The 20,255-nt window shown below is 64.2% G+C and carries 23 protein-coding genes and 1 pseudogene; 10 read left to right on the top strand and 14 right to left on the bottom strand.

The genetic code is table 11. The annotated features are described in order from the left end of the window. The first annotated feature begins 66 nt into the window (after positions 1–66). The 5 genes from QYS36_RS02350 (at position 67) to QYS36_RS02330 (ending at position 3,185) form a co-directional block, all read left to right on the top strand. Complete coding sequence (locus tag QYS36_RS02350) at positions 67–993, top strand: ABC transporter ATP-binding protein (RefSeq protein WP_308837969.1); 927 nt, start codon at positions 67–69, stop codon at positions 991–993. Next, positions 990–1,751: an ABC transporter permease gene (locus QYS36_RS02345; RefSeq protein WP_308837968.1), complete on the top strand. Its 762-nt coding sequence runs from the start codon at positions 990–992 to the stop codon at positions 1,749–1,751. Before QYS36_RS02350 ends, QYS36_RS02345 begins: the two co-directional genes overlap by 4 nt. Before the next feature lie 93 nt (positions 1,752–1,844). Further along, positions 1,845–2,447 (top strand): CoA pyrophosphatase, encoded by a 603-nt coding sequence (locus QYS36_RS02340; protein ID WP_308837967.1) that lies wholly within the window; start codon positions 1,845–1,847, stop codon positions 2,445–2,447. 22 nt (positions 2,448–2,469) lie between these two features. Then, positions 2,470–2,994 (top strand): gamma carbonic anhydrase family protein, encoded by a 525-nt coding sequence (locus QYS36_RS02335; protein WP_308837966.1) that lies wholly within the window; start codon positions 2,470–2,472, stop codon positions 2,992–2,994. After that, positions 2,994–3,185, top strand: coding sequence for a DUF1289 domain-containing protein (locus QYS36_RS02330; RefSeq protein WP_308837965.1), 192 nt, complete (start codon positions 2,994–2,996; stop codon positions 3,183–3,185). The genes QYS36_RS02335 and QYS36_RS02330 overlap by 1 nt, the downstream gene beginning before the upstream one ends. 23 nt (positions 3,186–3,208) lie before the next feature. Here QYS36_RS02330 and QYS36_RS02325 read toward each other — a convergent pair whose 3' ends face one another. Further along, on the bottom strand, positions 3,209–3,880 hold the full coding sequence (locus tag QYS36_RS02325; protein ID WP_308837964.1) for a hypothetical protein: 672 nt from the start codon (positions 3,878–3,880) through the stop codon (positions 3,209–3,211). A gap of 65 nt (positions 3,881–3,945) precedes the next feature. Between QYS36_RS02325 and QYS36_RS02320 the strand changes: the two genes are divergently transcribed. Beyond that, on the top strand, positions 3,946–4,341 hold the full coding sequence (locus QYS36_RS02320) for a DUF488 family protein (RefSeq protein ID WP_308837963.1): 396 nt from the start codon (positions 3,946–3,948) through the stop codon (positions 4,339–4,341). Positions 4,342–4,611: 270 nt separating this feature from the next. Here the strand turns inward: QYS36_RS02320 and QYS36_RS02315 are convergent, their stop codons facing one another. The 3 genes from QYS36_RS02315 to QYS36_RS02305 form a co-directional block, all read right to left on the bottom strand. Beyond that, positions 4,612–4,926 carry an NIPSNAP family protein gene (locus tag QYS36_RS02315; protein WP_308837962.1) on the bottom strand — a complete coding sequence of 105 codons (315 nt, stop codon included), beginning with the start codon at positions 4,924–4,926 and terminating at the stop codon, positions 4,612–4,614. A gap of 59 nt (positions 4,927–4,985) precedes the next feature. Continuing rightward, entirely contained in the window at positions 4,986–5,132 is a 147-nt protein-coding gene (locus QYS36_RS02310; protein WP_308837961.1) for a hypothetical protein, read from the bottom strand. Between the two features lie 109 nt (positions 5,133–5,241). Further along, the gene (locus QYS36_RS02305; RefSeq protein ID WP_308837960.1) at positions 5,242–6,117 is read right to left on the bottom strand and encodes a LysR family transcriptional regulator; all 876 of its coding nucleotides are present in this window, start codon (positions 6,115–6,117) and stop codon (positions 5,242–5,244) included. Between the two features lie 85 nt (positions 6,118–6,202). On the opposite strand from QYS36_RS02305, the gene QYS36_RS02300 reads away from it, so the two are divergent. The 4 genes from QYS36_RS02300 (at position 6,203) to guaA (ending at position 10,780) form a co-directional block, all read left to right on the top strand. Continuing rightward, positions 6,203–6,664, top strand: coding sequence for a multidrug/biocide efflux PACE transporter (locus tag QYS36_RS02300; RefSeq protein ID WP_308837959.1), 462 nt, complete (start codon positions 6,203–6,205; stop codon positions 6,662–6,664). 95 nt (positions 6,665–6,759) lie between these two features. Next, complete coding sequence (locus QYS36_RS02295) at positions 6,760–7,296, top strand: sugar ABC transporter ATPase (protein WP_308837958.1); 537 nt, start codon at positions 6,760–6,762, stop codon at positions 7,294–7,296. 225 nt (positions 7,297–7,521) lie between these two features. After that, positions 7,522–8,991 (top strand): IMP dehydrogenase, encoded by a 1,470-nt coding sequence (guaB, locus tag QYS36_RS02290; protein WP_111461920.1) that lies wholly within the window; start codon positions 7,522–7,524, stop codon positions 8,989–8,991. Positions 8,992–9,202: 211 nt separating this feature from the next. Continuing rightward, entirely contained in the window at positions 9,203–10,780 is a 1,578-nt protein-coding gene (gene guaA / locus QYS36_RS02285; RefSeq protein ID WP_308837957.1) for a glutamine-hydrolyzing GMP synthase, read from the top strand. Positions 10,781–10,903: 123 nt separating this feature from the next. Here the strand turns inward: guaA and QYS36_RS02280 are convergent. The 10 genes and pseudogenes from QYS36_RS02280 to QYS36_RS02235 form a co-directional block, all read right to left on the bottom strand. Then, a pseudogene (locus tag QYS36_RS02280) lies at positions 10,904–11,092 on the bottom strand (aldehyde dehydrogenase family protein); the annotation flags it as partial. Positions 11,093–11,124: 32 nt separating this feature from the next. Continuing rightward, positions 11,125–11,925, bottom strand: coding sequence for a 4-hydroxy-2-oxoheptanedioate aldolase (hpaI, locus tag QYS36_RS02275; protein WP_308837956.1), 801 nt, complete (start codon positions 11,923–11,925; stop codon positions 11,125–11,127). A 15-nt stretch (positions 11,926–11,940) separates the two neighbouring features. Next, positions 11,941–12,744, bottom strand: a complete 804-nt coding sequence (gene hpaH / locus QYS36_RS02270; protein ID WP_308837955.1) for a 2-oxo-hept-4-ene-1,7-dioate hydratase — start codon at positions 12,742–12,744, stop codon at positions 11,941–11,943. Positions 12,745–12,756: 12 nt separating this feature from the next. Continuing rightward, entirely contained in the window at positions 12,757–14,064 is a 1,308-nt protein-coding gene (locus tag QYS36_RS02265) for an MFS transporter (protein WP_308837954.1), read from the bottom strand. A 55-nt stretch (positions 14,065–14,119) separates the two neighbouring features. Further along, complete coding sequence (locus tag QYS36_RS02260; protein ID WP_308837953.1) at positions 14,120–14,530, bottom strand: 5-carboxymethyl-2-hydroxymuconate isomerase; 411 nt, start codon at positions 14,528–14,530, stop codon at positions 14,120–14,122. Positions 14,531–14,540: 10 nt separating this feature from the next. Beyond that, the gene (gene hpaD, locus QYS36_RS02255) at positions 14,541–15,464 is read right to left on the bottom strand and encodes a 3,4-dihydroxyphenylacetate 2,3-dioxygenase (RefSeq protein WP_308837952.1); all 924 of its coding nucleotides are present in this window, start codon (positions 15,462–15,464) and stop codon (positions 14,541–14,543) included. Positions 15,465–15,558: 94 nt separating this feature from the next. Next, positions 15,559–17,019 carry a 5-carboxymethyl-2-hydroxymuconate semialdehyde dehydrogenase gene (gene hpaE / locus QYS36_RS02250; RefSeq protein ID WP_308837951.1) on the bottom strand — a complete coding sequence of 487 codons (1,461 nt, stop codon included), beginning with the start codon at positions 17,017–17,019 and terminating at the stop codon, positions 15,559–15,561. Positions 17,020–17,038: 19 nt separating this feature from the next. After that, positions 17,039–17,806: a fumarylacetoacetate hydrolase family protein gene (locus QYS36_RS02245; RefSeq protein WP_308837950.1), complete on the bottom strand. Its 768-nt coding sequence runs from the start codon at positions 17,804–17,806 to the stop codon at positions 17,039–17,041. A gap of 10 nt (positions 17,807–17,816) precedes the next feature. Beyond that, positions 17,817–18,464: a fumarylacetoacetate hydrolase family protein gene (locus QYS36_RS02240; protein WP_308837949.1), complete on the bottom strand. Its 648-nt coding sequence runs from the start codon at positions 18,462–18,464 to the stop codon at positions 17,817–17,819. 241 nt (positions 18,465–18,705) lie between these two features. Continuing rightward, entirely contained in the window at positions 18,706–20,205 is a 1,500-nt protein-coding gene (locus QYS36_RS02235) for an aldehyde dehydrogenase family protein (protein ID WP_308837948.1), read from the bottom strand. Positions 20,206–20,255: the final 50 nt, after the last annotated feature.

Genomic DNA, 20,255 nt, shown 5'->3' with positions numbered 1-20,255 from the left:
GCCGGCTCAGCGGGCAGGGCAACATTTCTTTACAATGGCCAGCTGTTTCCAGGATCGAGGCGTATCGTGCAACCGGTCATTTCCATCCAGCAGTTGAACAAGACCTACGCGTCCGGCCATCCGGCGCTCAAATCCATCGACCTGGACATCCACCAGGGCGAGATCTTCGCGCTGCTCGGCCCCAACGGGGCGGGCAAGACCACGCTGATCAGCATCATCTGCGGCATCGTCAATCCGGGCAGCGGCTCGGTCACGGTCGCCGGCCATGACATCCTGCGCGATTACCGCGCGGCCCGTTCGAAGATCGGCCTGGTGCCGCAAGAGTTGTTCAACGAAGGCTTCGAAAGCGTGTGGGCGGCGGTGCGCTTCAGCCGTGGGCTGTTCGGCAAGGCGCCGGACAACGCCTACCTGGAGCAACTGCTGCGCGACCTGTCGCTGTGGGAGAAGAAAGACGCACGCATCTTCGAATTGTCCGGTGGCATGAAGCGCCGGGTGATGATCGCCAAGGCGTTGTCCCACCAGCCGGAGATCCTGTTTCTCGACGAGCCGACCGCCGGCGTCGACGTCGAGCTGCGCCGCAACATGTGGGAAATGGTGCGCAAGCTGCGCGAGCGTGGGGTGACCATCATCCTCACCACTCACTACATCGAAGAGGCCGAGGAGATGGCCGACCGCATCGGGGTGATCCGCAAGGGCGAGATCATTCTGGTGCAGGACAAGGCCACCCTGATGCGCCAGCTCGGCAAGAAGCAGCTGACCCTGCACCTGCAGCAACCCTTGAGCGAACTGCCGCCTGCGCTGCAACGCGATGACCTGCAGCTGCGCGACGACGGCCATGAGCTGGTCTACAGCTTCGATGGCCAACAGGACGACACCGGCATCGCCGAGCTGCTGCAAGCCCTGGCGCAGCATGGCATCGCCTTCAAGGATCTGCAGTCCAGCGAGAGCTCGCTGGAAGACATCTTCGTCAGTCTCGTGAAGGAGCAGCCATGAATTTCTACGCGATCCGCGCCATCTACCTGTTCGAGCTGGCGCGCACCTGGCGCACCCTGCTGCAGAGCATCGCCACCCCGGTGATCACCACCTCGCTGTATTTCGTGGTGTTCGGCTCGGCCATCGGCTCGAGCATGACCCAGGTGCATGGCGTGAGCTATGGCGCCTTCATCATCCCCGGGCTGATCATGCTGGCGCTGCTCACCGAGAGCATTTCCAACGCCTCGTTCGGCATCTACATGCCCAAGTACTCGGGCACCATCTACGAGGTGCTGTCGGCGCCGATCTCCTACCTGGAGATTCTTCTCGGCTACGTTGGGGCGGCGGCCACCAAGTCCATCGTGCTCGGCTTGATCATCCTCGCCACGGCGCGGCTGTTCGTCGATTTCGAGATTCTCCACCCGGTGTGGATGCTGGCCTTCCTGGTGCTCACGGCGCTGACCTTCAGCCTGTTCGGCTTCATCATCGGCGTGTGGGCCGATGGCTGGGAGAAGCTGCAGATCGTTCCGGCGCTGATCGTCACGCCGCTGACCTTTCTCGGCGGCAGCTTCTACTCGATCAGCATGCTGCCACCGGTGTGGCAGACGGTGACCCTGTTCAACCCGGTGGTGTACCTGATCAGCGCGTTTCGCTGGAGCTTCTACGGTGTGTCGGACGTCAATGTGCTGGTCAGCCTGGGGATGATTCTCGGCTTCCTGCTGGCGTGCATTCTCACCGTCGGCTGGATTTTCAAGACCGGCTACCGCCTGAAAAGCTGATGGCGTGGGCTGGCTCACGTTAAGGCGGCGCGGGGTTGGGCAGCGCCGCGCTTTCATGCCATTATCCGGCGCAGAAGAATTCCGAGAATGGTCATGCTGGACGAGTTACTCCAACGCGTTCGCGGCTACAGCCCGCAGCTCATGGAAGCCCAGGAGGGTTTTCCCGAAGCGGCGGTGCTGGTGCCCATCACCCGCAGCGATGAGCCCGAAGTGGTGCTCACGCTGCGCGCCAGTGGTCTGTCCACCCATGGCGGCGAAGTCGCCTTTCCCGGTGGCCGTCGCGACCCGGAAGACCGTGATCTGATCGAAACCGCGCTGCGCGAGGCCGATGAGGAAATCGGCCTGCCGCCCGGGTTGGTGGAAATCGTCGGGCCGCTCAGTACCCTGGTGTCCAGGCATGGCATTCAGGTCACCCCCTACGTCGGGGTAGTGCCGGATTTCGTCGAGTACCAGGCCAACGATGCCGAGATTGCCGCGGTGTTTTCCGTACCGCTGGAGTTCTTTCGCAACGACCCCCGCGAGGTCACCCACCGTATCGACTACCTCGGGCACAGCTGGTACGTGCCCAGCTATCGCTATGGCGAGTACAAGATCTGGGGGCTGACGGCGATCATGCTGGTGGAGTTGGTCAATCTGGTCTTCGATGCCGGTATCGACATGCGCCGCCCGCCCGAGCATTACCTTCACCTCAAGTGAGCCAGCCTGTGAGACTGCCGTCATGAAATACCGCCTGGGCAACGCCCGCGTCGACCAGCACCCGCATAGCTGGATCGCCCCCAACGCCACGGTGATCGGCAACGTACGCCTCGATGAAGGCGCCAGCGTGTGGTTCGGCGCGGTGCTGCGCGGTGACAACGAACTGATCCATATCGGCCAGAACAGCAACGTGCAGGACGGTGCGGTGCTGCACACCGACCCGGGCTCGCCGCTGACCCTGGGCACCGGCGTGACCGTCGGCCACAACGCCATGCTGCATGGTTGTACGGTGGGCGATTACAGCCTGGTCGGCATCAACGCGGTGGTGCTCAACGGTGCGCGTATCGGCAAGCACTGCATCATCGGCGCCAATGCGCTGATCGCCGAGGGCAAGGAAATCCCCGACGGCTCGCTGGTGGTCGGCTCGCCCGGCAAGGTGGTGCGTGAGCTCACCGAGGCGCAGAAGAAACTGCTCGAAGCCGGCGCCGCCCATTATGTACAGAACGCCCGGCGCTACGCCGCCGAACTGAGTGAGCAGGACGACTGATGCACACCGTAGAACGCCCGGTCGCCTCGCCCTGCGTGCATGTCTGTGCGCTGGATGAAGAAGACATCTGCATCGGTTGCCAGCGCAATGTCGACGAGATCACCCGCTGGAGCCGCATGGAAAACGACGAGCGCCGCCAGGTGCTGCAGTTCTGCCATGAGCGGGCGCGCGACAAGGGCATCCTGCTGTAACCGATGCCCCATATTCCCATCAACTAGTCGTTGCGCGCGCCGCCGAACGCCGCGCAGCCGCGCATCAGCTTGCCATTGAGGCGTAGCTGGGCGCTCAGGTGCTGCACCGCGCCGCTCATGCTGTCCACGCAGCGTTGCGGGGCCAGCCACAGCTCCACGCGTTCGCCGTTGGCTTCGCTGGTCAGGTTGATGCGCCCCTCGGGCAGTTGCTCTTCCATATAGGGCAATGCCAGCGGTTCGCGGTCGGGCCCGCTGAGCACCATGCCCTGGTTGCTCACCGTGACGCTCCAGAACGGCTCCTGGCCGGCGGCGCGTACCAGCGTGCGTTTGAAGTTGGGGTCGTCGCAGCCGTGGCCTTCGGGTTGCAGGCGGTATACCCGGCCGACCTGCATCGCGCCGTCGGCGCCGCTGATCGGGGTCGCGCCCATGACCCCACGCAGGTCGGCGAACAGCGCCGAGTGGCCATCGCCCAGCAGTTCGCTGGCATCCTGGGTGATGGTGGTGCTGCCCTCGCTGATCGCGAAGCGCCGTGGATCCTCGCAGGGCTTGAGCCACAGCTGGCCGTTCTCGCGGGTCAGTTCGCCCTGCAGGCGGGTCTGGGCTTTTTCCGCGTCCACGGGCTTGCCCGTATACACCGCGCAACTGGCGAACAGCGGCAGCAGGGTGAACACTAGGAGTTTACGGCTGATGTGCATGGGGCTCTCCGTCTGGCGAGCGGCCACGTTACCGAGGCCGCCGGGCAATCTCAAGGAGGCCGGCGATGATTTGCTGCAAGCGGGTGTATGAACCGCATGAAGAGCGTGATGGCTACCGGGTACTGGTTGATCGGCTGTGGCCACGGGGCCTGCCCAAGGATCAGCTGCATCATGACCAATGGCTGCGCGAGGCGGCGCCATCTGCCGAGCTGCGCCGCCAGTTCGCTCACCGCACCGAGGCCTTTGACGCCTTTCGCGAGGGCTATCGCCGCGAGCTGGCTGCCCATCCCGAATACTGGCAAAGCCTGCTTTTCCGCGCCGCCGCCGGCACGCTGACGCTGCTGTATGCCGCCCGCGACCGCCAGCACAACAATGCCCGCGTGCTGCAGGAGTTTCTCGAGGATGAACTGGAACGGCGGGGTGCGAGCAGCTCGCCGGTCTGTTACGCGGGTGAGCTGTAGGGTTTAGAAGCCATTTACGGTCATTCGCCGTAATTGCGTATGGAGTGACTGTAATGTGGCGATAGCGGCCTGTCGTAGGGTGGACGACGCCTCACCTACGCGGCCCGACCCGTCCACCGCTCTGCGATCGCAATGGTGGATGAAAAGAGCGTCATCCACCCTACAGCCTCGCATCTTGGGTAGGGTGGGCTTCAGCCCACCAAATCGAACGGCCGCTTCTGCCTTATTGCAGTCGGTGCCGAATACAAGCTCCCGGAAACCCAAAGATCCTCAACGGGGCTCGACGCCAACCGGGCGCATAAAGCTGCGCTCGTAGCTGAGGATGCAGCGGTTCTGCTGGGCGTAGGCGAAGGCGGCCAGGCACTCCTCATCCTGCATGGAGCGCACGCGATAGTCCTCATAGGCCGCCAGGGTGGGAAAGCTGAACAGCGCCAGGGCCACGTTGTTGGCGCCCTCGGAGGGCAGGAAGTAACCGTGGTGCTGGCCGCCGAATTTCTCCACCAGGGGGATCCACAGTTTGGCGTAGTGCTCGAACTCGGCCAGCTGGTACGGATCGATGATGTAGCGCAGATAGCAGGTGATCATGGTCTTCTCCTTGACGGGGCGGGCAGCATAGCCCAGCGCGCAGAAGCCCGGCACCCGGTTTAGCCGAAGGTCTGTCCGAGATCCCTGAGCATCTCGTGGGTGTTACGTAGGGTGTTGTCCTTGGCAAAGATGCCGAGGTAGATCAGCAGGCCATTGGGCAGCAGCAGAAAACCCGCCAGCCACAGGTTGAAGCTCGTTGCGATCAAGGCGTACAGCGATCCGCCAACGTCATGATCGACAGAAATACGCAGCGCAGGCCCGTGAAGCTGCGGCGTTCGAGATCGATCGGCGTAAAGCTCTTCATGCCGGCCTCGTTCACGCGCTCAATAGCCGCTCCAGCAGCCACGAGGCTGCCGGGCCCAGGGGCCTAACGCGCGACCAGACCACATCGACCGGCACCTGCTTCGGCCAGCCGTTGACCTTCAGCTCATACAGGCTTTCGCCGCCGTGGTTCTGCACCAGCTGGCGGGGCAGGGCGGCCCAGCCGAAGCCCAGGGCGGCCATTTCCAGCAGCAGCAGGTAGTCCGGTGCCGACCAGCAACGCCCGCCGCTACCAGGCAGATCGTCCAGTTCGCCGGAGTGGTCTGCCACGCTGCTCAGGCGCAGCACGCGCCAGTGCACCAGGTCTTCCAGGGTGACGCGCGGCAGTCGGCTGAGCGGGTGCCCCTTGACCACGAACAGGCCGAAGTCCGCCGCGTCCGCCAGGCTCGCATGGGCCAGCTCGGGCGGGTAGCTGCTCTGGGCGGCAAGCAGGCCCAGGTGGGCGCGGCCCTGGCCGACCAGATCCAGCACATCGGCGTGTTCGGCGAAGAAGCACTCGAACTCCAGGTCCGGGTAGCGCTCATCCAGCTCGCTCAAGCGCGCCTGGTACTGGCTGGCCTGGTAGGCATCGGAAAGCACCAGGGTCAGCTTGGGCTCCAGGCCTGCCGCCAGCTGGCTGGCCTGGCGCAGCAGGCGATCCGACGCGGCCAGTACGTCCTGCACGCGGCTCAGCAGGCTGCTGCCGGCTTCGGTCAGGGTCAGCTGCCGGGCGCCGCGTACGAACAAGGTGACGTCGAGGTCGACTTCAAGGCGCGAAATCGCCTCGCTGATCGTCGACTGGCGCTTGCCCAGGCGCCGTGCCGCGGCGCTGAACGAGCCCGTGGCAGCCGCCTGGGCGAAGGCCTGCAGGGATTCAGGGGAAAGATTCATATCGGTTTAGCCGATGGCTGTTAACTTTTAGATGGCAGTTTTACCGATGAGAATAGCGTCATCGATCTTAGCTAGCGAGTCTGAAATGAAGCAGTCCACCATTGCCCGGCGCTCCATGAAAGAGCGCGTGTTACACGCCACCCTGTTCGAGCTGATCGCCGTGGTGGTATGCGCACCGCTGCTGGCCTGGGCGCTGGGCAAGTCGCTGGCGCACATGGGCGCGCTGACCCTGATGTTCTCGGCCATCGCCATGCTCTGGAACATGCTCTTCAACATCCTGTTCGATGCCGCGCAGCGGCGCATGGGCTTCGAGCGCGGCCTGTGGGCGCGAATCAGCCATGCGCTGCTGTTCGAAGCCGGCCTGATCCTGGTGCTGGTACCGCTGGCGGCCTGGTGGCTGTCGATCAGCCTGGTTGCGGCGTTCTTCCTGGACATCGGCCTGATCCTGTTCTTCCTGCCCTACACCCTGGGCTACAACCTGGCCTACGACAAACTGCGCGAGCGCTATGTCAGTCGGCGCCAGGCCCGCACGCTGGCGTGTTCCTGAGGGGCGAGGGCGTACAACCGTCAGTCCCGGCCGGCTTGTGGCCGGCTGGCGGCTGCCACTAAGCTGCGCGGTTTTCGACACGGCAAAGAGTCGGTATGGCCACGCAAAGCATCATCGTTCCGCGCATTTCCAGCTTTCCCGGCCACGAGCGCAAGGCGCAGCAGATCCTGCGCTGGCTGGCCAAGCGCGAGATCGTCGCAGCGCTGCCCACCACCTGCGGGCGCAACGGCATGGCCTACGCCATCGCACCAGGAGCGAGGCGGGTCGTCGAGGAGGCTGGGCAGTTGCCATTCGCTCAGCCGGTCAATGGCCTGGAGGTCATCTACCGGCGCTGCATCTATACGCCTACCGACGGTTTTCTCGAAGAAGCCGGTTGCCCGGCGTGCCGGCAGGAAGTCGGCGAGGCGCTGTTCGAGAGCCTGGACGAGTGGATGCCCGGCGAAACCGACAACTTCACCTGCCCGCTGTGTGGGCATGAAGACGACATCAACGGCTTTCTGTTCCTGCAGCCCTGCGCGTTTTCCAACCTGGGCTTCATCTTCAATGGCTGGGCGCAGGCGCGCTTCACGGCGAGTTTTCTCGAAGAGTTCGCCGAACGGCTGGGTTATCCGCTGGCCGTGGTAGAGGCTTGAGGGACGCGTCGAGCGCTCGTCGAGGGTGACGAGTTCGAGGGAGAAGGGGAGCTCTTCCTTGAGCCTGAGATAATTCAGGCTACGCGAATGCGCTTCGGTTCCCTGTTCACCAAGAATCATTGCGGTTAAATGCCGAACGGTCGATCGCCATTCTTTACATTGAGTGACAGCCGCTGACTCGGTATAATGGCGCGCTTCCAATTTCCCGCCTGGGAGCCCCCCGCCATGCTGCGTATCAGTCAAGAAGCCCTTACCTTCGACGACGTTCTTCTCATTCCCGGTTTCTCCGACGTTCTGCCGAAGGACGTAAGCCTCAAGACTCGCCTTACCCGCGGCATCGAGCTGAATATCCCGCTGCTTTCCGCCGCCATGGATACCGTCACCGAAGCCCGCCTGGCCATTGCCATGGCGCAGGAGGGTGGCATCGGCATCATCCACAAGAACATGACCATCGAGCAGCAGGCTGCCGAAGTGCGCAAGGTCAAGAAGTTCGAGTCCGGCGTGGTCAAGGACCCGATCACCATCGAGGCCGATGCCACGGTGCGTGACCTGTTCGAATTGACCCGCCAGAACAACATTTCCGGCGTGCCGGTGCTGAGCAACGGCGACCTGGTCGGTATCGTCACCTCCCGCGACGTGCGTTTCGAGAACCGCCTGGACGCTCTGGTGCGTGACGTGATGACGCCCAAAGAGCGTCTGGTCACCGTGCGCGAAGGTGCGGACAAGAACGAAGCCCGCGAATTGCTGCACAAGAACCGCATCGAGCGCGTGCTGATCGTCGACGACAAATTCGCCCTCAAGGGCATGATGACCGTCAACGATATCGAAAAAGCCAAAGCCTACCCGCTGGCCAGCAAGGACGACCAGGGTCGCCTGCGCGTTGGCGCTGCCGTCGGCACTGGTGCCGATACCGGTGACCGCGTGGCCGCGCTGGCCCATGCCGGCGTCGACGTGATCATCGTCGATACCGCCCACGGTCACTCCAAGGGCGTGATCGAGCGCGTGCGTTGGGTCAAGCAGAACTTCCCGGACATCCAGGTGATCGGCGGCAACATCGCCACCGGCGCTGCCGCACTGGCCCTCGCCGAAGCGGGCGCTGACGCGGTGAAAGTCGGCATCGGCCCAGGCTCGATCTGCACCACCCGTATCGTCGCCGGTGTCGGCGTGCCGCAAATCTCCGCCGTGGCCAACGTTGCCGCCGCGCTGGAAGGCACCGGTATTCCGCTGATCGCCGATGGCGGCATCCGCTTCTCCGGTGACCTGTCCAAGGCCATCGTGGCTGGCGCCTCTGCCGTGATGATCGGCTCCATGCTGGCCGGTACCGAAGAAGCGCCCGGCGAGATCGAGCTGTTCCAGGGCCGTTCCTACAAGGCCTACCGCGGCATGGGTTCGCTGGGCGCCATGTCCCAGGCCCAGGGTTCCTCGGATCGCTACTTCCAGGATTCCTCGGCCGGTGCCGAAAAGCTGGTCCCCGAAGGCATCGAAGGCCGTGTGGCCTACAAGGGCGCCATGGGCTCCATCGTCCATCAGCTGATGGGCGGCCTGCGTGCCTCCATGGGCTACACCGGCTGCGCGACCATCGAAGAGATGCGCACCAAGCCGGAGTTCGTGCGTATCACCGGTGCCGGCATGGCCGAATCCCACGTCCACGACGTGCAGATCACCAAAGAGGCCCCGAACTACCGGGTCGGCTGAAAATCGATTTGACGCTGCTGCGCTTGAGCATGCTGCGTTGGAGAGAAACTCGAAATGCTCATTTGCTCCAGCAAACTCCGCTTTCTCGCTTCTCTCCGCCTTGCCTGCTCATCGCTCGCGACGCGGCAAATCGATTTTCACACTGTATGAATAACGGGGCTGTATCGACAGCCCCGCGTTGTTTCTGCTTCCACCTGACGAGAACAGAGTCATGGCCCTCGACATTCACGCTCACCGTATCCTGATCCTCGACTTCGGTTCCCAGTACACCCAACTGATCGCCCGCCGCGTACGCGAGATCGGGGTGTTCTGCGAGCTGCATCCCTGGGACATGTCCGAAGACGATATCCGTGCCTTCGCCCCGCGCGGCATCATCCTCGCCGGCGGCCCGGAGTCGGTTCACGAAGCCAACAGCCCGCGAGCGCCGCAGGCGGTGTTCGACCTCGGCGTACCGCTGCTGGGCATCTGCTACGGCATGCAGACCATGGCCGAGCAACTGGGCGGCAAGGTCGCCGGCTCCGATCTGCGCGAGTTCGGGTATGCCCGCGTTGATGTAGTGGGCAAGAGCCGCCTGCTCGACGGTATCGAAGACCATGTCGACGCCGACGGCGTGCTGGGCCTGGACGTGTGGATGAGCCACGGCGACAAGGTCACCGAGCTGCCCGCCCAGTTCAACATCCTGGCCAGCACCCCGAGCTGCCCGATCGCCGGCATGTTCGACGACGCCCGCGGCTACTACGGCGTGCAGTTCCACCCGGAAGTGACCCACACCAAGCAGGGCGGGCGCATCCTCACCCGTTTCGTGCAGGAGATCTGCGGCTGCGAAGCCCTGTGGACGCCGTCCAACATCGTCGAGGACGCCATCGCCCAGGTGCGTCAGCAAGTGGGTTCGGCCAACGTGCTGCTGGGCCTGTCCGGCGGCGTCGACAGCTCGGTGGTCGCGGCGCTGCTGCACAAGGCCATCGGCGACCAGCTGACCTGCGTGTTCGTCGATAACGGCCTGCTGCGCCTGCATGAAGGCGACCAGGTGATGGCCATGTTCAAGGAGAACATGGGCGTCAAGGTGATCCGCGCCGACGCCGAGAAGCAGTTCCTCGACAACCTGGCCGGCGAAGCCGACCCGGAGAAGAAGCGCAAGATCATCGGCCGCACCTTCATCGACATCTTCGATGCCGAAGCCAGCAAGCTGGACAACATCCAGTTCCTCGCCCAGGGCACCATCTACCCGGACGTGATCGAGTCGGCTGGCGCCAAGAGCGGCAAGGCCCACGTGATCAAGTCGCACCACAACGTCGGCGGCCTGCCGGAGGAAATGAACCTCAAGCTGGTCGAGCCACTGCGCGAACTGTTCAAGGACGAAGTGCGCAAGATCGGCCTGGAGCTGGGCCTGCCCTACGACATGGTCTACCGCCACCCATTCCCGGGCCCGGGCCTGGGCGTGCGCATCCTCGGTGAGGTGAAGAAGGAATACGCCGACATCCTGCGCCGTGCCGACCACATCTTCATCGAAGAGCTGCGCAAGGCCGACTGGTACCACAAGACCAGCCAGGCCTTCGTGGTGTTCCAGCCGGTCAAATCGGTGGGCGTGGTCGGCGACGGCCGTCGCTACGCCTGGGTCGTCGCCCTGCGCGCCGTGGAAACCGTGGACTTCATGACCGCACGCTGGGCGCACCTGCCCTACGAGCTGCTGGAAACCGTGAGCGGCCGGATCATCAACGAAATCGACGGCATCTCCCGCGTCACCTATGACGTGTCGAGCAAGCCGCCAGCGACCATCGAGTGGGAATGATCCCGCGTCCGGCGTAAGCCGGTAGTCAGTGGTCAGGAAAACCAAGAGCCCGCGTAACTGCGGGCTTTTGGCGTTTTGCGTCTGTGTCCCGTCCTGAATAAGGTTTACAGACGTCGGGCATCAGGCCGGCAGGGCAGCCTTGGCGGCGGCGATGGCGCGAGCGGTCTCGGCCTGGCCGACGGAGGCCACCTCAGCGATCAGTTCGCCGTTGGCCGGATTGGTCACGGCGAAGCGCGCCTTGTCGTCGGCCTCGACCCACTGGCCATCGATGAACGCCTGTTCGCGCAACAACTGCAGATCGGAGAGTTTCATGTGGTTCTCTTGGCCAATCGTGGAAGGCAGGGTCAGTACACGCCGCCGTTGCTGGTGGGTGTCGGTGCGTCCTTGAACGCCGCCGCCAGGGTTTGCAGGCCACGCATCAGCACGGTGGTGTCGACGCCGACGGCGACGAATTTGGCGCCAAGCTCCATGTAGCGGCGTGCCAGCTTCTGATCGGCACTGAGGATCCCGGCGGCCTTGCCCGCCTTGCTGATACGTAGGATCGCGTCCTCGATGGCCGCCTGCACATCCGGGTGACCAGGATTGCCACGGTGGCCCATGGCGGCGCTGAGATCGGCGGGGCCTATGAAGACACCGTCGACGCCGTCGACTGCGACAATTTCATCCAGCCTGGCCAGGCCTTCGAGGTTCTCGATCTGCACCAGCAGGCACATCTGTGCGTCCGCTTTATCCAGGTAGCCGGGAATGCTGTTCCAGCGTGAAGCACGGGCCAGGGCACTGCCCACGCCGCGCACGCCGCTGGGTGGGTAGTGCATGGCGCGCACCAGTTCGCGGGCCTGTTCGGCGCTTTCCACCATCGGCACCAGCAGGGTCTGTGCGCCGATATCGAGGATCTGCTTGATCAGCGCGGTATCGCCGATCACCGGGCGAATCACCGGCTGAGAGGCATAGGGCGCCACGGCCTGTAGTTGGCCGAGCAGGCCGCGCAGGTCGTTGGGCGCGTGTTCGCCGTCGATCAGCAGCCAGTCGAAGCCGGCATTGGCCGCCAGCTCCGCGCAGTAGGGATCGGCCAGGCCGAGCCACAGGCCGATCTGCGCTTGGCCTGATTGCAGGCGCTGCTTGAAGGTGTTGATGGGCATGTCCATGACCGGCTCCTGTACTCAGACAAACCGGCAGGCGATGCTGCCGAGCATGTCGTAGTCGACGTGGAAGGTGTCGCCGGGGCTGGCTGCCACCGGCCGGGTGAAGGAGCCGCCGAGGATGATCTGCCCGGGCTGCAGGGTGACATCGTACGGCGCCAGCTTGTTGGCCAGCCACGCCACGCCTTTGGCCGGGTGATTGAGAACCGCTGCGGACACGCCGGACTCCTCGATCACGCCATTGCGGTAAAGCACCGCCGGCACCTTGCGCAGGTCGATTTCGGTCGGTCGCACCGCGCGGCCGCCCATGACCACACCCGCATTGGCAGCGTTGTCGGAAATGGTGTCGAACACTTTGCGGGTGGCTTTGCTGTCCGGGTCGACCTGCTGAATGCGCGCATCGATGATCTCCAGTGCCGGAATCACCCATTCAGTGGCGTCCAGTACCTCGAAGATCGTCACGTTCGGGCCTTTGAGCGGCTTGCCAAGAATGAACGCCAGCTCCACTTCGACCCGCGGCACGATGAAGCGCTCGAAGGGAATGTCGGTGCCTTCGTCGAAGAACATGTCATCGAGCAGCGCGCCGTAGTCCGGCTCGCTGATGTTCGAGGAAACCTGCATGGCGCGCGAGGTCAGGCCGATCTTGTGGCCAACCAGCTTGCGGCCGTCCTGGATCTTCTTGGCGACCCAGGCGCGCTGGATGGCGTAGGCATCCTCGATGGTGATGTGCGGCTGCTCCAGGGAGAACTGGCGCACCTGCTGGCGCGAACGCTCGGCGGCGTCCAGGCGGGCGGCGGCCTCTTGAATGAAGGTCGAGTCGAGCATGGGAGCTATCTCTTAACGTGGATTGACGAGGGCGGCGGGCGTGCGCAGTACCAACGCCGCGCCGAGGGCGATGAACAGGGCCAGCACGAACAGGGCGAGGCTGGCGCTCTGGGTGGTGTCGCGCATCCAGCCGATCAGGTAGGGCGCGAGGAACGAGGCGATGCTGCCGAACGAGCTGATCAGGCCAATGCCGGCCGCCAGGGTGCGGTCGGACAGAAACGCCGGCGGTAACTGCCAGAACATCGGCAGGGCCGCGCTGGCACCCATGCCGGCGATGACCAGGCCTGCCATCACGAATGTGGCGCTATCCGGCGCGACGCCAGTAGCGGCGATGCCCACCGCGCACATCAGCAGCGGCATGCTGAGGTGCCAGCGGCGTTCGCGGCGGCGATCCGAGGAGCGGCCACAGGCGAGCATGAAGAACACCCCGGCCAGATAGGGAATGGCGCTGAGCAGGCCGACCTGGCTGTCGCGGGCTACGCCAGCACCGTGAATCAGGCTGGGCATCCAGAAGGCCAGGGTGTTGACCGCCAGCATCACGGCAAAGTAGATCGCCACCAGCAGCCAAACCTGCCCGTTGCGCAGCACGCCGGAAAAGGAGGTGATGGTCTTGCGCTGTTCCTCACTGGCCATCTCTTCGCGCAGGCGCTTTTTTTGCGTTTCGTCGAGCCAGCTCACCTGCTCGAAGCGCTCCGGCAGTACGCACCAGACCAGCAGGCCGAGCGCCACCACCGGCAGGCCTTCGAGCAGGAACATCCACTGCCAGCCGCGCAGGCCGCCAGCATCGTGGAACAGGTCAAGAATGGCGCCGGAAACCGGGCCACCGATCACCCCGGCCATGGGCACGGCGATGGCGAACAGGGCGGTGATCTGCGCGCGCCGGCGCGCCGGGTACCAACGGTTGAGGTAGACCAGAATGCCGGGGAAGAAACCGGCCTCGGCCACACCGAGTAGAAAGCGCAGGGTGTAGAAGCCGCTGGCACTCTCTACCAGGAACATGCACGACGACAGCAGGCCCCAGACCACCATCAGGGTGGCGATCCAGCGGCGCGGGCCGACCCGATCCAGGGCCAGGTTGCTGGGCACGCCGAACAGCGCGTAGGCGATGAAGAACAGCCCGGCGCCGAAACCGTAGACGGTATCGCTGAATTGCAGATCGGCGCTCATCTGCATCTTGGCGAAGCCGATGTTGATGCGATCCAGATGGGCGAACAGGTAGCACACCAAGAGCAGCGGCATCAGCCGCCAGGTCACGGTGCGGTGTGTGGAGTCGCTGACGGCATACGCCGCGCCGGTTACGGCGGATTCGGCTGGGCTCATGATCTTGTTCTTTTTGTTGTTGATACGCGTGGGTAAGGGCGCAAGGCGCCCGGCGTCAGGCTGGCCTGTTGAACAGCGGGTGCAGGCTGCTGTGCTTGCCGTCGTAGACCTGCCCCGGGCTTTCGTCGATCTGCAGGGTGACGCCGCTGGGGCGCCTGGTGAGCAGGTCGTCGAGGTGCGCGTGCAGCACCCGCATCAGGCTGTCGCCGACCTGCTGGTGAACGGCCTGGCTGCGGCCGGCGCCCATGCGCAGGTTGGCGTACAGGAAGCCGTAGTCGCCCTTGCCGTCGGCCACCGCGGCGTGAGCGGCGGGGTAGGCCAGCACGCGGGTGCCGCCGGTGGGAAACACCGCCTTGCCGGCTTCATCGCGTTGTTCGAGCATGCAGTCGGCCAGCGCGCGACACAGCCCGGCGACGTTCACGTCACGCTCGACATCGGGGCTGTAAAGCAGAACCAGATGGGGCATGAGCGACCTCCTACAGGCGGCTGGTGGACTGCACGCCGGCCGGGTTGGCCGCTTGAACCGGCGGGATCGCCGAGCCATCCTGGGGCGTTACCGGGAACACGGCGTTGATCTGGCCAGTACCTGACGAGCCGAAATACGGCGTGAGCACTTCGGCCTTGCCGTCATAGTCCGACCAGCCCAGGGCGCCGAGGAGCATGGCCGTGTCATGCATGAAGCCTTCGCCGTGCCCCTTCGATGCGTACTCGGGGAGCATGCCGCAGAACTCCTTCCACTCCGCGTTCTCCCACATCTTCACCACGCGGTGGTCGAGGGTTTCCAGGAACGGACTCCATACCTTGGTGGCGAAGTCCGGCGCCTGGCCGTTTTGGGCGAAACGGTGGGAAAGCGAGCCGCTGGCGAAGAACGCCACGGTGCCGTCGTAATGATCTTCCACGGCCTTGCGCATGGCCCAGCCCAGGCGCGCGCTATCGGCCAGGTAGTGCGAGGTGCACAGGGCCGAGACCGAGATCACCTTGAAGTGCTGGTCCTGGTTCATGTAGCGCATCGGCACCAGGGTGCCGTACTCGGGGCCCAGGGTGGTGGCGTCGTGGGCCATGGTCTCGACGCCCTGGCGATTGCACTCGGCCGCCAGAAGCTTGCCCAGCTCCGGGTTGCCGGGGAATTCGTATTCCATGTTGCTGATGAAGTGGGGCAGCTCGTTGCTGGTGTAAATACCCTTGAAGTGCGGGCCGCAGAGCACGTGATAGTTGGCATTGACCAGCCAGTGGGTGTCGAACACCACGATGGTGTCCACGCCCAGCTCGCGGCAGCGCCGGCTGATCTCCTTATGGCCGTCGATGGCTGCCTGACGAAAGCCCTGGCGCGGGCCAGGCAGCTCCGAAAGGTACATGGATGGAACGTGGGTGATCTTGGCTGCTAGAGCGACTTTGCCCATGACGATGTCTCCTCGCGATTTCTTGTGGTGGGTCTGCACGCAGCAAGTGCGAGCGGGCAGTGAGCCCGTTCGAATCATTGGCGCGGGCAGGCCTTCACACGCCCCAGCGTGGGATGTGGTGGCTACCCATGGAAATGCACACGTTCTTCACCTCGGCGAAAACCTCGTAGCTGTACTCGCCGCCTTCGCGGCCGGTACCCGAGCCCTTCACGCCGCCGAACGGCTGGCGCAGGTCACGCACGTTCTGGCTGTTGATGAACACCATGCCGGCCTCGATGCCACGGGCCAGGCGGTGCGCCTTGCCGATGTCCTGGGTCCAGATGTAGGAAGCCAGGCCGTACTCGGTGTCGTTGGCCAGGCGCAGCGCCTCGGCTTCGTCCTTGAACTTGATCAGGCACACCACCGGGCCGAAGATCTCTTCCTGAGCGATGCGCATGCGGTTGTCGACATCAGCGAATACGGTCGGCTGAATGAACTGCCCCTTGGCCAGATGGGCAGGGAGGCCGGCCGGACGATCCAGACCACCGGCGAGCAGGTTGGCGCCTTCCTCGATACCGACCCTGATGTAGCCGGTGACCTTGTCGTAGTGCGCCTGGGTGATCATCGAACCGACCTGGGTTTTCGGATCGGTCGGATCACCAACAATGAGCCGCTTGGCGCGCGCCGCGAACTCGGCGACGAACTGGTCGTAGACGCTCTCCTGGATGAAGATGCGCGAGCCCGCGGTGCAGCGTTCACCGTTGAGCGAGAAGATGGTGAACAGCGCGGCATCGAGGGCGCGGTCGAGGTCGGCGTCGTCGAAGATCAGCACCGGGCTCTTGCCGCCCAGCTCCATGGAGTACTTCTTCAGGCCGGCGGTCTGCATGATCTTGCGCCCGGTGGCGGTGCCGCCGGTGAAGGAGATCGCGCGCACGTCCGGGTGGCGCACCAGGGCATCGCCAGCGGTGGCGCCGTAACCCTGCACCACGTTGAGCACGCCCGGCGGAATGCCCGCTTCCAGCGCGAGGCGGCCCAGTTCATTGGCGGTCAGCGGCGACAGCTCACTCATCTTGAGAACCGCGGTATTGCCGAAGGCCAGGCAAGGCGCGGTCTTCCAGGTGGCGGTCATGAACGGCACGTTCCACGGCGAGACCAGGCCACACACGCCGACCGGCTGGTAAAGGGTGTAGTTGAGCATCTGGTCGTCGACCGGGTAGCTGTGGCCATCCATGCGCGTACAGGCTTCGGCGAAGAAGTCGAAGTTGTGCGAGGCACGGGGGATCAGCACGTTCCTGGTCTGGTGGATCGGCAGGCCGGTATCCAGGGTTTCCAGCTCGGCCAGCTTCGGCACGTTCTGGTCGATCAGCTCACCCAGCTTGCGCATCAGCTTGGCGCGCTCCTTGGCCGGGGTGTTCGACCACTTCGGGAAGGCTTCCTTGGCGGCCGCCACGGCGCGATTGATTTCCTCGGCGCCAGCGCTGGCGACTTCGCCGATGGCCTCGCCGGTGGCCGGGTTGTAGTTGGTGAACGTCTCGCGGCTCTCGACTTCCTGGCCGTTGATCCAGTGCTTGATCATGTTGTCTGCCTCGTAGGTGTCACTTGCCGCGGGCGGCGAAGAATTCGGATTCGCTGACGATGCGGTTGACCAGCCGGCCAACGCCTTCCACTTCCACCACCACTTCATCGCCCGGCACCACGTCGGCCAGGCCTTCCGGCGTGCCGGTGGCGATCATGTCGCCCGGCTGCAGGGTCATGAAGCTGGAGAAATATTCGATGAGATACGGAATGTCGAAGATCATGTCCGCCGTGCTGCCTTCCTGTTTCAACTCGCCGTTGATCCAGGTGCGCAGCGTGAGCTTGGACGGGGCCGCCACGTCGGCGGCGTCGACCATCCACGGCCCGACCGGGGTGGTGCAGTCGCGGTTCTTCACCCGCAGATTGGGGCGGTAGTAGTTTTCCAGGTAGTCGCGGATGGCGTAGTCGTTGCACACCGTGTAACCAGCCAGGTACTGCAGGGCGTCTTCGCGCTTGACGTTCTTCGCCTGTTTGCCGATCACCGCCACCAGTTCGCACTCGTAGTGCATGTACTTGACGTTGTCCGGGCGCCAGGTCACCCCGTTGTGACCGGTGTAGGTACCGGGCGACTTGATGAAGGCCAGCGGCTCGGTCGGCGCCTTGAAGGCCAGCTCGGCGGCATGGTCGGCGTAGTTCAGGCCGAGGGCGAACATGCTGCCTTCGGCAGGCGGCAGCCACTCGACGTCAGCTTCGGCGAGCAGGCGACCATCGGTCAAACGCACGGCGTTGTCCGCCTCGACGGTGACGGCGTGAATCTGGTTCTCGTAGCGAATACGGGCGTGTTTCATGCTGCTCTCCTTATTGCGCCACGATGTGGTTGGTCAGGCGGCCCAGGCCGCTGATCTCGACGACCACCTCATCGCCCGGCTGCACGTCGACGCGGCCTTCAGGCGTGCCGGTGATCAGCACGTCGCCTGCATGCAGGGTCATGAACTCGCTGAGTTCGGCGATCAGGCGCGGGATGCTGCGCACGAAGTTGGCAGTGGTGTTTTCCTGGCGAACCTCGCCGTTGACCAGCACCTTGAGGGTCAGGGCGTGCGGGTCGGCCAGCTCGATCACTTCGCTGCCGAGGGCGCAGAAACCATCGCGGCACTTGGCCTTGACGGCGGGGCGGTAGTAGCTCTCTTCCGGTAGGCTGAATTCGTTGACGATCACATAGCCGGCGACATGGGCGAGGGCATCCTGCTCGGCGACGCGGCTGGCCGTCTTGCCGATCACCACGCCCAGGGCCGGGCCCGGTTGCAGGCGCTCGCCCGCAGGCATGACCACTGGCTGACCGTCAGCATTGCGGGTATTGGGCGTTTTGATGAACAGCACCGGCTTGAGCGGTGGCTGCTGGTACGGCGGCTCGTTGAACTCGGCCAGGCGGCTGCGCAGCAGGCCCTGGTAATTCAAGGCAACGCCGAAGAGCGTTCCGGTGGCGGCCTGTTCGGTGGGGCGGCTCATTTCTTGTTCTCCTGCTCGGGGCATGCGGTGTGGCCGGTGTGGCATCTCATTTAGTTAATATATTAACTTTAAAGTTAATATGTAAACGAGATTCTTGGCCCGCCGATCCATCTGATCCTGTTGCGGTGATAGTGATGGTGGCGAGCACCGCCTTTAATGGCTGTTTCGGTGAATCAATTGCACTTTTGCTGGCGCAGGGCGCTGATGCGCGTGCCAGCAAGCCCTGCGTCTGTGCACCGAATCAGTAGGTGATGCACACCGATTTGAGTTCGGTGAATCCCTCGATGGCGCTGCGCCCGAATTCACGGCCCATGCCCGATTGCTTGAAGCCACCGAAGGGCAGGTTGGGGTCGACGGGCACATGGTTGTTGACCCACACCGTGCCGGCTTCGACCTGCGGGATGAGCTCCATCACCCGTCCCAGGTCATTGCTCCAGAGGCTGGCGGTAAGGCCATAGCGGCTGTCATTGACCATCTGCAATGCCTGTTCGGTGGTGTCATAGGGCACCACGGACAGCACCGGGCCGAAGATCTCTTCCTGCACGCAGGTCATGCGCTGCTGCATGTCCGCCAGCACGGTCGGGGCGACGAAGTAGCCGGGCAGATCCACGGCCTGCCCGCCGGCGGCGAAACGCGCGCCTTCGCGGCGAGCGATCTGCAGGTAGTCGAGCACACTGCCTTGCTGCTTCTTCGACACCAGGGGGCCCACTTGCGCGTTGGTATCCATGCCGGCGCCGAGGCTCAGCGCACTGACCTGGGCACTGAGCGCCTCGACGAAGCGCTCGTAGTGGCGGGCCGGCACATAGATGCGCGAGGCGGCCGCGCAGACCTGGCCCTGGTTGAGCAGGCCACCGCCGATGGCGCCGGCCACGGCCTTGTCGATGTCGGCATCCTCCAGCAGCAGCATGGGATTCTTGCCGCCCAGTTCGAGGGTGAAGCGTGTCATGTTCTCTAGAGCAGCAACGCCTACCTGTTTGCCGACAGCGGTGGAGCCTGTGAAGGACACCTTGTTCACCAGTGGGTGGGCCACCAACGCGGGGCCGACCTCGGCGCCACGGCCAATCAGGACGTTGAACACCCCGGCCGGAATGCCCGCTTCGATTGCCAGTTCTGCCAGGCGCAGGGCGGTCAGCGGGGTTTCGTCAGCCGGCTTGATGATCACAGTGCAGCCGCAGGCCAGCGCCGGCATGACCTTCCACAGGGCGATCATCATCGGGAAATTCCACGGCACGATGCCGGCCACGACGCCAGCCGGTTCGCGGCGGGTATAGGCATTGAAGCGGGCGTTCTCCGGCATGGGGATGGACACGTCGAGCGTCTGGCCTTCGATCTTGGTGGCCCAACCGGCCATGTAGCGCATGTAGTTGAGCGAGGCGCCGACTTCGATGGCGCGTGACAGCTGGATCGACTTGCCCTGGTTGAGGGTTTCCAGCTGGGCCAGCTCCTCGCCATGGGCTTCGACCAGATCGGCGAAGCGCAGCAAGGTGCGCTCACGTACGGCAGGCGCCAGCATGCTCCAGCAGCCCGAGGTGAAGGCGCGATGGGCCGAGGTCACGATGGCGTGCACCGCTGCTGCGTCCGCCAGCTCCGCCTGAGCCAGAACCTGCCCATTGGCCGGGTTGAAGATGTCCATGGTTCTGCCGTGCTGGAGGCTGCCCTGGCTGCCATCGACGAAGGAGCGATGGCGCTTGTTCAGAAAGCCTTCGACGGCGGAGAGGGTCGATACGAGTGAAGTGGCCATGGGCGCGTAGCTCCTGCTGCAAATGAATTGCCGACCTCGGGCCGTGGCGC

Source organism: Pseudomonas sp. G34, assembly GCF_031119625.1.
Taxonomy (GTDB): Bacteria; Pseudomonadota; Gammaproteobacteria; order Pseudomonadales; family Pseudomonadaceae; genus Aquipseudomonas.
This window is presented reverse-complemented; position numbering and strand designations above follow the sequence as displayed.